At 67.6% G+C, this 14,364-nt stretch carries 9 protein-coding genes; 3 read left to right on the top strand and 6 right to left on the bottom strand.

Annotation, left to right across the window (positions count from 1 at the left end):
- The first annotated feature begins 24 nt into the window (after positions 1–24).
- The 3 genes from acnA to FW784_RS02160 all read left to right on the top strand — a co-directional run bounded on the left by acnA (position 25) and on the right by FW784_RS02160 (position 5,725).
- On the top strand, positions 25–2,820 hold the full coding sequence (gene acnA / locus FW784_RS02170) for an aconitate hydratase AcnA (RefSeq protein ID WP_425481567.1): 2,796 nt from the start codon (positions 25–27) through the stop codon (positions 2,818–2,820).
- Between the two features lie 211 nt (positions 2,821–3,031).
- Entirely contained in the window at positions 3,032–4,714 is a 1,683-nt protein-coding gene (locus tag FW784_RS02165; RefSeq protein WP_149351718.1) for a long-chain fatty acid--CoA ligase, read from the top strand.
- Between the two features lie 150 nt (positions 4,715–4,864).
- On the top strand, positions 4,865–5,725 hold the full coding sequence (locus tag FW784_RS02160; RefSeq protein ID WP_149351717.1) for a crotonase/enoyl-CoA hydratase family protein: 861 nt from the start codon (positions 4,865–4,867) through the stop codon (positions 5,723–5,725).
- A gap of 6 nt (positions 5,726–5,731) precedes the next feature.
- Here the strand turns inward: FW784_RS02160 and FW784_RS02155 are convergent, their stop codons facing one another.
- From FW784_RS02155 to FW784_RS14225, 6 genes are all read right to left on the bottom strand, one after another.
- Positions 5,732–7,912: an ATP-binding protein gene (locus tag FW784_RS02155; RefSeq protein ID WP_425481566.1), complete on the bottom strand. Its 2,181-nt coding sequence runs from the start codon at positions 7,910–7,912 to the stop codon at positions 5,732–5,734.
- The gene (locus FW784_RS02150; protein ID WP_149351715.1) at positions 7,909–8,961 is read right to left on the bottom strand and encodes an HD domain-containing phosphohydrolase; all 1,053 of its coding nucleotides are present in this window, start codon (positions 8,959–8,961) and stop codon (positions 7,909–7,911) included. The genes FW784_RS02155 and FW784_RS02150 overlap by 4 nt, the downstream gene beginning before the upstream one ends.
- A gap of 120 nt (positions 8,962–9,081) precedes the next feature.
- Positions 9,082–10,602 (bottom strand): lysine--tRNA ligase, encoded by a 1,521-nt coding sequence (gene lysS, locus FW784_RS02145; RefSeq protein WP_149351714.1) that lies wholly within the window; start codon positions 10,600–10,602, stop codon positions 9,082–9,084.
- An 81-nt stretch (positions 10,603–10,683) separates the two neighbouring features.
- Positions 10,684–11,812 (bottom strand): peptide chain release factor 2 gene (gene prfB, locus FW784_RS02140; protein WP_149351713.1). Its coding sequence is split into 2 segments (ribosomal slippage): positions 10,684–11,736 and positions 11,738–11,812, totalling 1,128 coding nucleotides; the frame shifts between segments, so codons are not numbered across the junction.
- Between the two features lie 61 nt (positions 11,813–11,873).
- Entirely contained in the window at positions 11,874–13,589 is a 1,716-nt protein-coding gene (gene recJ, locus FW784_RS02135; protein ID WP_149351712.1) for a single-stranded-DNA-specific exonuclease RecJ, read from the bottom strand.
- A partial coding sequence (locus FW784_RS14225; protein WP_187770640.1) for a phosphoglycerate mutase occupies positions 13,586–14,364 on the bottom strand: 779 nt, incomplete at its 5' end. The genes recJ and FW784_RS14225, both read right to left, overlap by 4 nt.

Below are 14,364 nucleotides of genomic sequence, written 5' to 3'. Positions count from 1 at the left end.
CTCCGGGTGGCGTCCGCGCCGCCGATGCAGACCGCCGCGCCCTGCCGCCTCTCTGGAGCCCCCATGGCCGACTCCTTCGCCACCCGCGCGCAACTTGCCGTCAACGGCAAGTCGTACACCTACTTCAGCCTGCCGACGCTGGGACGCCGCTTCGACCTGGCGCACCTGCCCTACTCGATGAAGATCCTGCTGGAGAACCTGCTCCGCCACGAAGACGGCGTCACCGTGCTTCCGGAGCACATCGAGGCCGTCGCCTCGTGGGATCCGAAGGGCGAGTCGGAGACCGAGATCGCATTCATGCCCGCGCGCGTTGTGCTGCAGGATTTCACCGGCGTCCCGTGCGTGGTCGACCTTGCCGCGATGCGCGACGCCGTGACGCGCCTGGGCGGCCGTCCGTCGCAGATCAACCCGCTGATTCCGTCTGAGCTGGTCATCGACCATTCGGTGCAGGTCGACGTCTACGGTCGCCAGGACGCGGCCGACATCAACGCCCAGATCGAATTCCAGCGCAACGGCGAGCGCTACGGGTTCCTGCGCTGGGGCCAGAAGGCGTTCAACAACTTCAAGGTGGTGCCGCCGAGCACGGGCATCGTCCACCAGGTCAACCTCGAGCACCTCGCCCGCGTGGTGGTGGAGCGCGAGGTCGCCGGCGAGCTGCTCGCGTTCCCGGACACCGTATTCGGCACCGACTCGCACACGACGATGATCAACGGCATCGGCGTACTCGGCTGGGGCGTCGGCGGCATCGAAGCCGAAGCCGCGATGCTGGGCCAGCCGTCCTCGATGCTCATCCCGCAGGTAGTCGGCTTCAAGCTCAAGGGCGCCATGCCCGAAGGCGCGACTGCGACCGACCTGGTCCTGACGGTGACGCAGATGTTGCGGTCGCTCGGGGTCGTGGGCAAGTTCGTCGAGTTCTTCGGCGAAGGCCTGCAGCACCTGCCGCTCGCCGACCGCGCCACCATCGCCAACATGGCGCCCGAGTACGGCGCGACGTGCGGCATCTTCCCGATCGACGCGGAAGCCGTGAACTACCTGCGCCTGTCCGGCCGCAGCGACGAGCAGATCGCGCTGGTCGAGTCCTACGCGAAGGCCCAGGGCCTCTGGCACGAAGTCGGCACGCCGGAAGCCTCGTATTCGGCGGTGCTCGAACTCGACCTCGCCGACGTCAAGCCGTCGCTGGCAGGCCCGAAGCGTCCACAGGATCGCGTGCTGCTGGAAAAGGTGAAGGACAACTACCGCGCCAATCTCGGCGGTCTTACGTCCAACCGCGACGCGCGCAAGTCCGAGCTGAAGCGTTTCGACGCCGAGGGCGGCGACCAGCCGCAGGCCGAAAGCCTGGCGGCCAGTCCCACGTCGCGGATCCGCATGCGCGACCAGGATGTCGAGCTCGTCGATGGCGCCGTCGTCATCGCAGCCCTGACGTCGTGCACCAACACGTCGAATCCGGCGGTGATGCTCGGCGCCGGCCTGCTGGCGCGCAACGCGAACCGCATCGGCCTGAAGACCAAGCCCTGGGTCAAGACCTCGCTCGGGCCGGGTTCGCTCGTAGTTACCGAATACCTGCGCAAGGCCGGCGTGCTGGCCGACCTCGATGCGCTCGGCTTCAATGTCGTCGGTTACGGCTGCACTACGTGCATCGGCAACTCCGGCCCGCTGCCGGACGAAGTCTCGCGCGGGATCGCCGCCAACGACCTGGTGGTCACCTCGGTGCTGTCGGGCAACCGCAACTTCGAAGGCCGCGTGCATCCCGAAGTGAAGATGAACTACCTCGCGTCGCCGCCGCTGGTGGTGGCCTACGCGCTCGCGGGTACCGTCGACATCGACCTGACGACCGAGCCGCTCGGCGTCGGCAACGATGGCCAGCCGGTGTACCTGCGCGACATCTGGCCGAGCAACAAGGAGATCGGCGACACGATCGCCGCCACGATCGGGCCGGAGCTGTTCAAGCAGGCCTACGCCGACGTATTCAAGGGTGATTCGCGCTGGAACGCGATCGCGTCGCCGGAAGGCGAGTCGTTCGAGTGGGACGAGGCGTCGACCTACATCAAGAACCCGCCCTACTTCGACGGCATGTCGATGGACGTCGGCACGATCGCCGACGTGCGGGGCGCGCGCATCCTCGGACTGTTCGGTGACTCGATCACCACCGATCACATTTCGCCGGCCGGCAACATCAAGAAGGATTCTCCGGCGGGCCGTTTCCTGATGGAGCGCGGCGTGCAGCCCACCGATTTCAACAGCTACGGCAGCCGTCGCGGCAATGACGACGTGATGGTGCGCGGCACGTTCGCCAACATCCGCATCAAGAACCTGATGCTGGGCGGCGAGGAAGGCGGCAACACGCTGTACTTCTCCCACGACGCGCAGCCGGAAAAGCTGGCCATCTACGACGCGGCGATGAAATACAAGGCCGACGGTGTGCCTTTGGTGGTGTTCGCCGGCAAGGAATACGGCACGGGCTCGTCGCGCGACTGGGCGGCAAAGGGCACGAACCTGCTGGGCATCAAGGCGGTGATAGCGGAGAGCTTCGAGCGCATCCACCGCTCCAACCTGGTCGGCATGGGCGTGCTGCCACTGCAGTTCAAGCCCGGCGAAAACGCGCGTGTCATCGGGCTGGACGGCTCGGAGGCGATCGCAATCGAAGGTCTGAACGACGGTGCCAGCAAGACGGCGACGGTCGTCGCGCGCCGCGCCGATGGCTTCGAGAAGCGCTTCGAGGTCCACGTCCTGCTGTTGACGCCGAAGGAAGTCGAGTACTTCCGCCACGGCGGCATCCTGCATTACGTGCTGCGCCAGCTGGCCGCCCGCAAGGCGGCCTGATCGGGTCTCCCGCCCTGGCGGGAACCGTTTCGAACGACGGGACGCCCGGTGCGTCCCGTCTTCGTATCCGGGCCCTATTCAGTCCCGGCGTTCGCGGCCGTTGCCTAATGGCACCGGCTTGCGAGCCGCGCAAGGCGTATGTTCCAATCCGGCGACCGTACGGTGGCGCACCGTCCGTGCGCTCGCAGTCGCGAAATCAAGGGGAAATCGCATGACGGAAAACCGGCCCTGGCTGGCGAGCTATCCCGCCGGTGTACCGGCCGAGGTCGACGTGGACGAGTACCCGTCGATCGTGTCCGTCCTGCAGAGCGCGATCGAGAAGTACCGCGACCGCCCCGCTTTCTCGAGCCTCGGGAAGACCATCACCTACGCTGAAGTCGACGTGCTCAGCGCGCGCTTCGCGGCGTACCTGCTCGGCGAACTCAAGCTCAAGCGCGGCGATCGCGTCGCGATCATGCTGCCCAACTGCCTGCAGTACCCGATCGCGCTGTTCGGCGTACTCCGCGCAGGGCTGACCGTCGTCAACGTCAACCCCATGTACACGGCGCGCGAGCTGGCCCACCAACTCGAGGATTCCGGCACGGTCGCCATCCTCGTCATGGACAACTTCGCACACACCGTGCAGGAAACGCTGCACGAGACGCCGCTGAAGTACGTCATCACCACGGCGCTGGGCGATTGCCTCGACTTCGCGAAGCGGACCGCGGTGAACTTCGTTGTGCGCTACGTCAAGAAGATGGTGCCCGATTACGACATTCCGCACGCGTTGCGGTTCAACGAGGTGATCGAAGCCGGCGAGTCGCTGGCCTTCAGCGACGCCGACGTGGACATCGAACCGGAGGACATCGCCTTCCTGCAGTACACCGGCGGCACGACCGGCGTCGCCAAGGGCGCGATGCTGACGCATCGCAACCTCGTCGCGAACATGCAACAGGCAGCCGCGTGGATCGGCACCAACGTGCGCTACGGCGAAGAAACGATCATCACGGCGTTGCCGCTGTACCACATCTTCGCGTTGACGGCGAACGGGCTTGTCTTCATGAAGTTCGGTGGCCTCAACCACATGATCACGAATCCCCGCGACATGCCGGGCTTCGTCAAGGAACTGCAGAAGACCAAGTTCACCGCCATCACGGGCGTAAACACGCTGTTCAACGGACTGCTTCACACACCGGGTTTCGAGAAGGTGGATTTCTCGCGCCTGCACATGACACTCGGCGGCGGCATGGCGGTTCAACGCGCCGTCGCCGAACGCTGGAAGCAGGTGACCGGCTGCACGCTGGTCGAGGCCTACGGCTTGACCGAGACGTCGCCGGCCGCCTGCATCAATCCGATGGATCTTCCCGAGTACAACGGCGCTATCGGCCTGCCGATACCGTCCACCGACGCATGCTTGAAGGACGACGACGGCAACCTGTCGGGGCCCGGCGAGATCGGCGAACTCTGCATCAAGGGGCCGCAGGTGATGCGCGGCTACTGGAACCGTCCGGACGAGACGGCGAAGGTGATGGATGCGGAGGGCTGGCTGCACACCGGCGACATGGCGCGCATGGACGAGCGTGGCTTCTTCTATATCGTCGATCGCAAGAAGGACATGATCCTGGTGTCGGGCTTCAACGTGTATCCGAACGAAGTGGAAGATGTCATCGCGATGATGCCGCAGGTGCTCGAAGTGGCCGCGGTCGGCGTGCCCGACGAACGATCGGGCGAGGCGGTGAAGGTGGTGATCGTCGCGAAGGATCCCTCGCTGACGGCCGAACAGGTCATCGCGCACGCGCGCGAAAACCTCACCGGCTACAAGCTTCCGCGCTACGTCGAGTTCCGCAAGGAATTGCCGAAGACGAACGTCGGCAAAATCCTTCGCCGGGAACTCAGGCAACCCGCCGTCGCGTGACGGTTCCGCGACACGAATGACTCTCCGGGCCCGCCTTGCGCGGGCCTGTCTTTTGCATGCGGGCGCGGGTGTACGATCGCCCGGTGGGCACCACCTGATCGCCCGCGCCCACCGGCATACGCGGGCGGTTCCCTTCCGAGGACCCGCATGATGAGCACGAAGGAATCGCTGCACCGCGCACGCACCTACCCGACAGTACGCGTGGAATCCGACGCAGGGGGAAGCCAGTGGCTGCACATGCATGCCGACCACGGAGCGGGCGTTCGACCCTGTTTCCGACGCGAACTGATGCACGACATGTGGTCGATGCTTTCGGAAGTGACGCCACCGCAGACGGACGCGTCCGTCTGCCCGCTGCAGCACGTCGTGCTCGCGTCCGACGCGCCCGGCGCGTTCAACCTCGGCGGTGACCTCGAGCTGTTCGCAAGCCTGATCCGCTCCGGCGATCGTGATGGCCTGATGGACTACGCGACGCGGTGCATCGATGGCGTGCACCTGCTGCACCAGGGCCTCGGCGGCAACGTGCGCACGATCGCGCTGGTGCAGGGAGACGCGCTTGGCGGTGGCATGGAACTCGCGCTGGCGTGCCAGGTGATCGTCGCCGAGGAAGGCGTGGAAATGGGACTGCCGGAGGTCCTCTTCGGACTGTTCCCGGGCATGGGCGCCTACTCGTTCCTGAGCCGTCGCGTCGCGCCGCAACTGGCCGAGCGCCTGATACTGGAAGGACGGATCCTGCCCGCGCACGAGCTGCACCGCATGGGCATCGTCGACATCCTCGCGCCCCGAGGGCATGGCGCGCGCATCGTCCGAGAACTCATCCAGCAGGAGCAGCGTGCCCCGCATGCCCACCTCGCGCTCAATCGCGTTCGGCGCCTTGCACAGGCCGTCACCTATGAGGAACTGCTGGGCATCACGTCGATCTGGGTGGATGCGGCACTCGCCCTCGGCGATCGTTCGCTGCGTGCGATGGAGCGCATCGTGCGCGCGCAGGCGCGTCGCTCCGCTCGCTGAGCGGAGTCAGTCCGACCGGGCTGCTGGATCGCCGCGAGCGCCCGGTTCGCGCCGCGCGGCGAGCAGATCGCGTCCCTGCGCGAGGCGTTCGCGCAGCGTGGATATCCGGCTGCGCCACTCGCCGGCGAGCTGCCAGTCCGGCAGGCGCATCATTTCGCCGGCCGCTGCGGAGAGCTTGACGAGGCCGACGTTTCCCGCGACACCCTTCACCGCGTGCGCCTGTTCGCGCACCTGGATCCAATCGCTCCGCGAGGCATAGTCAGCGAGGTGGCCGATACCGCGTTCGGCGTCGGCGAGGCACTCGGCGACGAAGTCGCGCTCGAAGGCGTCGCCCATTCCTATCGACGCGAGCTCGTCGAGCACGGCAGGATCGAAAACCGTGCCGTCCGAAGGCTCGACCGGCAGCGCAACCGCTTTCGTCGCGCGGGCCCCCGGGGTCGCGCTTTCCGCCACTTCGCCCAACAGGTCGAGCAGGCGGCCAGTCGACACCGGTTTGGCGAGGAATCCCCAGGCACCCGCGTCCTGGCAGGCCTGGATCGACGACGGCGTGACGTCGGCGCTCAGGATCACCACCGGGGTCCGTGCGGGACCGCCGGCTTCCATGAGGCGTGCGTGCCGCAACATGTCGATCCCGCTCATGCCCGGCATGTGCAGGTCGGCGATGACCAGGTCGAAGCGTGCGTCCGCGAGCAGTTCGAGCACCTCTTCGCCGCCGTCCACGCACGTGGCGCGATGTCCCGCCTTCTGCAGCAACCGCTGCAGCACCATGCGGTTGGCGGCGTTGTCGTCCGCGACCAGCACTTGGAGGCTGCGTACGCGGGCGCGGTGACGCAGGAACGGGTTGCTGAAGGCGATTACGTTTTCCCCGAGCGCAGGCGCCGGCGCATCGGACGCGACCCGATCGTCGGCGGGCACGGCGCGGGCCGGTTCGACCGCGACTTGCTGGAACGGCAACTGCACCCAGAAGCGGGTGCCCTCACCTTCGGTGCTCTCGAAGCCGATCGTGCCGCCCATCGCCTCGGTGAGCCCCTTGGCGATGGTGGTGCCGAGGCCGGTGCCGCTGTAGCGGCGCGCAAGCCCGGCGTCCGCCTGTTCGAACGCGTCGAACAGTCGGCGACGCATGTCCGCCGGGATGCCGATGCCGGTGTCGGTGACGGTGAAGCGCAGGCAGGTGCGGTGTTCGTCATGCAGCACGCGTTCGACGCGCAGCGCCACCGAGCCGCGGTCGGTGAACTTGACCGCGTTGCCGACGAGATTGATCAGCACCTGGCGCACGTGGCCAACGTCGCCGCGCACGCGCGCGGGCACGTCGTCGCCGACCTCGGCGCGGTAGTCGAGATATTTCGCGCGCGCCTGGGGCTCCAGGATCAGGCCGATGCTGTCGACCAGCTCTCGAACGTCGAGATCCGCGGCGTGCATGCGCAGCTTGCCGGCCTCGATCGCGGAAATGTCCAGCACGTCCTCGACCAGCGCCATGAGCGTGCGTGTCGACGCCTGGATCGTGCCGAGGCATTCGCGCTGCTCCGGATCGAGACCCGTGGCCGCCAGCAGCTCGGTCATGCCGGCAAGGCCGTTGAGCGGCGTGCGGAACTCGTGCGACATGTTGGCCAGGAAGCGGCTCTTGGCTTCGTTGGCGCGGCGCGCTTCCTCGGTGGCCCGCGTGAGCGCGGCGAGCAGCCGGGTCAGGTACATCGGAATGGCGAACAGGCCGATCAACAGGCCGATCCCGAGAGGAAGGTTGTGTTGCCAGTACTGCGATCGCGCGAGAACAAGTCCGAAGGAAAGCGTCCCTGCCGCGACCGCGCCGATCAGGTATCGGCGGCCGAAGCGCAGCCCGTTGCCGACCGTCACCCACATGATCAGCACGTAGACCCAGGCGATCGGCTCGCCCATGCGGATCATGGCGGCCGCCATCAGGCCGTAGTCCGCGGCCATGCCGAGGAGCCGGCGCGGGTGGTTGCGGCCCGGCGCGACCACCAGCCACGCAAGGATCGCGGTGCCGATCACGAAGCCCGCCATGACCATCGCCATGACGTCGTAATACGGGTCCGAACGCATGTCCTGCGGGCCGAGCAGCAGGTAGACCAGAACGACGCCGAGGGCGCAGATCCGTACGGCTGCCTGGCCGTGCTCGCTGTCGGGGCGGGCCGCGAGCCGACGATGGACGCGGCGCAGCCGGGCGATCACGACGGCCGACCCGTCGGGGCGCGGAAGGTTTCGCGGAGCGCATCCAGTTGCCGGCGCGCGGACACGAGCACCTGCACGCATTGCGGATCGAACAGCCGGCCCCGCTGCGCGTAGAGGTGCGCGAGCGCCGCGTCGATTTCCCACGCGTGCTTGTACGGTTGCTCGGAGATCAGGGCGTCGAACACATCGGCGACCGCGACGATCCGCGCAACCATCGGGATCGCGTCGCCCGCGAGCCCGTTCGGATAGCCGCTGCCGTCGAAACGCTCGTGATGGTTCAGCGCGATCGTGGCGGCGAGGTCCAGGAATGGCGTGCCGCTGTCGGACAGGAGCTCGTAGCCGATCTCCGGATGGCGTCGTACCAGCGCCTGCTCCTCGTCGGACAGCGGGCCCGGCTTGTGCAGTACCGCGTCAGGCAGGGCGATCTTGCCTATGTCGTGCAGCGGCGTGGCCTGTTCCAGCTGCGCGGCCTCGTCATCGAACATGCCGACGCCCCGCGCGATCAGGCCCGCGAACGCCGCCATGCGCTGCAGGTTCGGATGGCTGCCGCCGTCGCGATATTCGACCGCGCGCGCGAGCCGGGTAAGCATCTGCCGTTCGCGCTCGGCGATCTGGTGGAGCGTGGTCTGCAGCCGATGTTCGAGTGAGAGCGCGCGCTGCTTCACCGTCTCCGACTGCTGGCGCAGCTGCAGGAGGTTGCGGCAGCGTGCGCGCAGCTCGCGCGGGCGCACGGGCTTGACGAGGAAGTCGATAACACCGGCGTCGAGCGCGGCCTGCCGGATCGGTTCGTCGCCGACGACCGTGACCAGGATGATCGGAATATCGCGATGCCGCGGCAGCCGCCGGAACCGGCGCGCGAATTCGAGGCCATCGATACCGGGCATGCGGTAGTCGAGCAGCAGCAGGTCGGGATCGTGCTCGGCGCACCAGTCGAGCGCGACCTGCGGCTCACCGAAGTCATGGACGCTCAGCTCGGCGCCGATGTCTTCAATGATGTGGCGCAGCATGGTGCGTGCGCTGCTCTGGTCATCGACGATGACAACGTTCATTTGACCATCCGTTGGCGTGGACCGGTACGGCGGCTCGGGTCGAGGATAGCGCGCTGCCGCTGCCTTGGCTGCGTCCCAGCCTCGCTATCGGCCGTTTCCATGGCGCACTTGAGCGCGGGTTCAGCCGCCGTGTCCAGGCCGCATGTACGGAAACAACAGAACATCACGGATCGACGCGCGGTCCGTGAGCAGCATCACGAGTCGATCGATGCCCACGCCCAGGCCGCCGGTAGGCGGCATGCCGACCTCGAGGGCGTGGATGTAGTCGGCGTCAAAGTGCATGGCCTCGTCGTCGCCGCCCTCCTTCGCCTGCACCTGCGCCAGGAAGCGGGCGGCCTGATCCTCCGGGTCGTTGAGCTCGGAGAACCCGTTGGCCAGCTCCTTCCCGCCGACGAAGAGCTCGAAGCGGTCGGTGAGTTCGGGGTCGACATCGTTGGCGCGCGCGAGCGGGCTGACCTCCACCGGATGATCGGTGATGAAGGTGGGCTGGATCAGCGTGTGCTCGACCGTCTTCTCGAAGACTTCCAGCAGCAGCTTGCCCCAGCCATACGACGGCTTCACCGGGATCCGCAGGCGGGCGCAGTGTTCGCGCATCTTCGCGACGTCACGAAGGTCATCGCGCGTGATCTCGGGGTTGTGCTCGAGCACCGCATCGGTCATCGACCAGCGACGGAAGCGTGGCCCCAGATCGACGGCGGCGCCTTCCCATTCGATCGCCGTGGCGCCCAGCACGTCCTGCGCGCAGTGGCGAATCACGTCTTCGGTCAGGTCCATGATCTCGTTGTACGTCGCGTAGGCCTCGTACAACTCGAGCATCGTGAACTCGGGATTGTGTCGCGTGGACACGCCCTCGTTGCGGAAGTTGCGGTTGATCTCGTAGACCCGCTCGAGCCCGCCGACGACGAGGCGCTTGAGGTAGAGCTCAGGCGCGACGCGAAGGTAGAGCTGCAGGTCGAGCGCGTTGTGGTGCGTGACGAACGGCTTGGCCGTCGCGCCGCCGGGGATGTAATGCATCATCGGCGTCTCGACCTCGAGGAAGCGCCGCGCGTCGAGCCATGCGCGCATCGCGCGGATTATCTTCGAACGCTTGATGAAGACGTCGCGCGATTCCGGCGTGACGATCAGGTCGACATAACGGTGGCGATAGCGCTGCTCGATGTCCGCGAGGCCGTGGAACTTGTCGGGCAGCGGACGCAGCGACTTGGTCAGCAACCGCAGCGAGTCGGCGCGCACCGAGAGTTCACCGGTCTTCGTCCGCGTCAGCACGCCTTCGCACGCGACGATGTCGCCGACGTCCCAACCCTTGAACGCGTCGTAGACCTCACCGAGCACGTTGGATTGCAGGAACAGCTGCAGCCGGCCGGATTCATCCTGCACCTGCACGAAGCTCGCCTTGCCCATCACGCGCTTGAGCAGCATGCGGCCGGCGACGGCGACGCGGCGCTCCTCGGTCGCGAGCGCCTCGGCAGTCCAGCGTTCCGCATCGGCGAATTCGCTCTGCAGGTCGCCGGCGAACTCGCCGCGACGGAAATCGTTCGGAAACGCGATGCCGCCACCGTCGCGCAACTGCGCGAGTTTCGCGCGGCGCTCGGCGATCAGGTGGTTCTCGTCGGCGTGCGGCGTTGCGGGGGTGTCGGTCATCGGAGGGGTCGCTGCAGGTAGGTGGGGTGTGCAGCCGTGGGCTGCGTGCGGTAGCGGCGGCGGTTCACGAGCCGCCGCCCGTCACATCGCGTCTATGCGTTTCGAACCGGCCTCCAGGCCCGACTTCAGACTCGCCTCTACGAACTCGTCCAGATCGCCGTCGAGCACCTTCTGCGTGTCGCTGCGCTCGATGCCGGTGCGCAGGTCCTTGATGCGGCTCTGGTCGAGCACGTAGTTGCGGATCTGGCTGCCCCAACCGATGTCCGACTTGGTGGCTTCCACCGCATCGCGCTCGGCGTTGCGCTTCTGGATTTCAAGCTCGTAGAGCTTTGCCGCCAGCATCTTCATCGCGTTGTCGCGGTTCTGGTGCTGGCTTCGCCCGGTCTGGCACGCCACGACGATGTTCGTCGGTATGTGGGTGATGCGTACCGCCGACTCGGTCTTGTTGACGTGCTGACCGCCAGCGCCCGACGAACGATAGACGTCGGTCCGGAGGTCGGCGGGATTGATCTCGATGTCGATGTTGTCGTCGACCTCGGGCGAGACGAACACCGAGGTAAAGCTCGTGTGGCGACGATTGTCGGAGTCGAATGGTGACTTGCGCACGAGGCGGTGCACGCCCGTCTCCGTCTTCAGCCAGCCATAGGCGAATTCGCCCTCGACGCGAATGGTCGCCGACTTGATGCCGGCCACGTCGCCGCCGCTGGCTTCCATCAGCTCGGCTTTCCAGCCGCGCGATTCGCACCAGCGCAGGTACATGCGCAGCAGGATCTCGGCCCAGTCCTGCGCCTCGGTGCCGCCCGCGCCGGCCTGGATGTCGACGAACGCATTCGCGCCGTCCATCTTGCCGGAAAACATGCGGCGGAACTCGAGCTTCTCGACTTCCTTCGCGGACTTCTCGACGTCCTCGACGACAGCGTTCGCCGTTTCCTCGTCGTCTTCCATCTCCGCCAGGTCGAGCAGCTCATTGGCGCCGACGAGGCTCTCGGTGAGCGAACGGATGCCGAGTACGACCTTTTCGAGCGAGGCGCGTTCGCGGCCCAGGGCCTGCGCGTTCTCGGAGTTGTTCCAGACGTCGGGGCTCTCGAGCTCCCGGTTTACTTCTTCGAGACGTTCGACCTTCTGGTCGAAGTCAAAGATACCCCCTGAGCGAATCCACACGACCCCGGAGGTCGGCGATTCGCTGGCGGACGGGATTGAGTTCAAGCATGTCCGTCGTCGCGTTGAAAAGTGTTTCGCATTCTAGCAGCGCGCCCGCCGCCGCCCCGCTCTCAGGCGGGCTCGCGATGAACGACGACCAGCTGGAACGCGTCACCGCCGCGATAGTCGTCGGGCTCGAGTCGATAGGCGATGCGCACGCGCTCGCCCGGCGGCTCGGCCGCGCCGCCGAACTCGATCGCGTTCACGCGGAGCGCGCCCATGCCGAGCTCCATCCGCAGGTGGCGCTGCCCGACGATGCGCGTCGACAGCACCCGGAACTCGCCGTCGAAATGCGGCTCCGGGAACGCCTGGCCCCAGGGGCCGCCGTCGCGGATGGCCTCGGCGCAGGAGCGGCCCATCTCGGCCGGATCGAGTTCGCCGTCGCTAAGCACTTCGGCTTGCAGCAGGTCGGGGGTGAGCGCCCCGACCGCCGCCGCGTGCAGTTCCCTGGAGAACGCACCGAAGTGTTCGAGCGGAAGGCTCAGGCCCGCGGCCATGGCGTGGCCGCCGAAGCGCTCAATCAGCGTCGGGCAACGGGCATGCACGGTCGCGAGCGCGTCGCGGATGTGGAAGCCCGGAATCGACCGCGCCGACCCTCGCAGCATCGCGGAACCGGGCGCGGACGGCGCAAATGCGACCACGGGCCTGTGCAGCCGTTCCTTGATCTTCGATGCCACCAGCCCGACCACGCCCGGATGCCATTCGGCGTCGAACAGGCAGATCGTCGGCGGCAGGTCGCCGTGGGGAAGCTCGACGCGGGAAAGCGCTCGCTCGGCCTCGTCGAGCATCTGCTGCTGCACGGCACGCCGTTCGCCGTTGATCTCGTTGAGCGCCTGCGCGATCTCGCGCGCGCGGGCGAGGTCGTCGGTGAGCAGGCATTCGATGCCGAGCGCCATGTCTTCGAGGCGACCGGCCGCGTTTATTCGCGGCGCGATCGCGTAGCCGATGTCAGAAGCATCCAGCCGCACGAGCTCGCGTTGCGAGACTTCGGCAAGCGCGCGCAGGCCGGCGCACGCCTGGCCTGCGCGCATCCGCCGCAGGCCTGCCGCCACGAGCGCGCGGTTGTTGGGATCCAGCGGCACCAGGTCCGCGACCGTGCCGACCGCCACCAGGTCGAGCAACTGCGAGAGATCGGGCTCGCCGCCGGGAAACGCGCCGCGGTCGCGCAGGTGGCGGCGCAGCGCCAGCAACACGTAGAAGATGACGCCGACGCCGGCGAGTGCCTTGCTGGGGAAGCCGTCACCGCGCAGGTTGGGATCGACGATGGCGTCGGCCGGCGGAAGCACGTCGCCCGGTAGATGGTGGTCGGTCACCAGCACCTTCCAGCCGCGTGCCTTGGCCGCGACCACGCCCGGATGGCAGGCAATGCCGTGGTCGACCGTAACCACCAGGTCCGGCGCCATCGGCGCGATCTCTTCGACCATCGCAGGTGTCAGGCCGTAGCCGTGCACTATCCGGTTGGGCACCGCGTAGGAGACGCGCCGCGCGCCGAGGAGCCGCAGCCCCCGCACGCCGACGGCGCAGGCCGTGGCACCGTCGCAGTCGAAGTCACCGACGACAACGATGTGCGCGTTCGCCGCCATCGCGTCGTCAAGCAGCGCGGTTGCCGCATCCAGCCCACCCATCGTGCCCGGCGGATGCAGATTCGCGAGCGTGGGCCGCGCCTGTTCAAGCGATAGCGCGCCGCGCATCGCGTACGCGCGCGCCAGCACGGGGTGGAGGCCCAGCGCCCAGTCGCCCGGAAGGACATGCGGGCGGCGGACGAGTCGGGGCTTGAGGCGGCTCATCCGGGCTCGTGCTGGGCAAGGGTGCGCAGTGGGCGCCTCCAGAATCGCAAGGACTGCGACCGCCTCAGCTCGACGCGCTCGCCGTCCGCCCACCACAGGCTGAGCGCGTCCAGCCGCTTCGAGGCCATGTCAGCCAGCGCAGGCTCGATCCAGTGTGCGAGCAGACGGTCGAGACGACGTTCGTGGCGCAGGTCGAACGCAACGTCGTCCTCGCCCGACTCCCAGGGGGAAAGCGGTCGCGCGGTTGCGCGTGCGAGCTGCGCGAATGCGAGCACCGTCGAGTCGGCCGAGTGCACCCGCGCGAACGGCGTGGTCACCGCGTCCGGCAACTTGCCCTCGCCCCAGAACCAGAGCGAGTTGACCGGCACCCGGCCGCGCGCCTGGCGCTGCGCGTTGACCGGATGCTGGTGCAACGTCACCTGCGCTTCCGACAGCAGCGCACGCCAGCGGCGCCCGTCCGGGCCCGACGGCATGTGCTCGAACAGGTCGGCGCCGAGCGCGTCGTCGGGGGATGCGAACGCAGGCAGTGGTGAGCCCAACGGCAACCGCAGGTACCAGGCTGACGGGCTGCCCGCCTCGATCGGCATGCCGACGTCGCCGAACAGCGGTCGCAGCGGGGCGAGCAGCGATTCGGCTTCCTCGCCGTCCAGGCCGACGCCTTCGCCGACGGCCAGCAGCCGCGCGCCGTTGATGTCCGGGCGAACATAGGCGGGGTCGGCCCGCAGCCACATGGAACCGGCGGCATCGCCCGCCTCGACCTGCCGGGTCACCGCCG

This window comes from Cognatilysobacter lacus (assembly GCF_008274655.1).
GTDB classification, from domain to species: Bacteria; Pseudomonadota; Gammaproteobacteria; order Xanthomonadales; family Xanthomonadaceae; genus Cognatilysobacter; species Cognatilysobacter lacus.
Note: the sequence above shows the minus strand (reverse complement) of the source record. Positions and strands in the feature narration are given on the sequence as shown.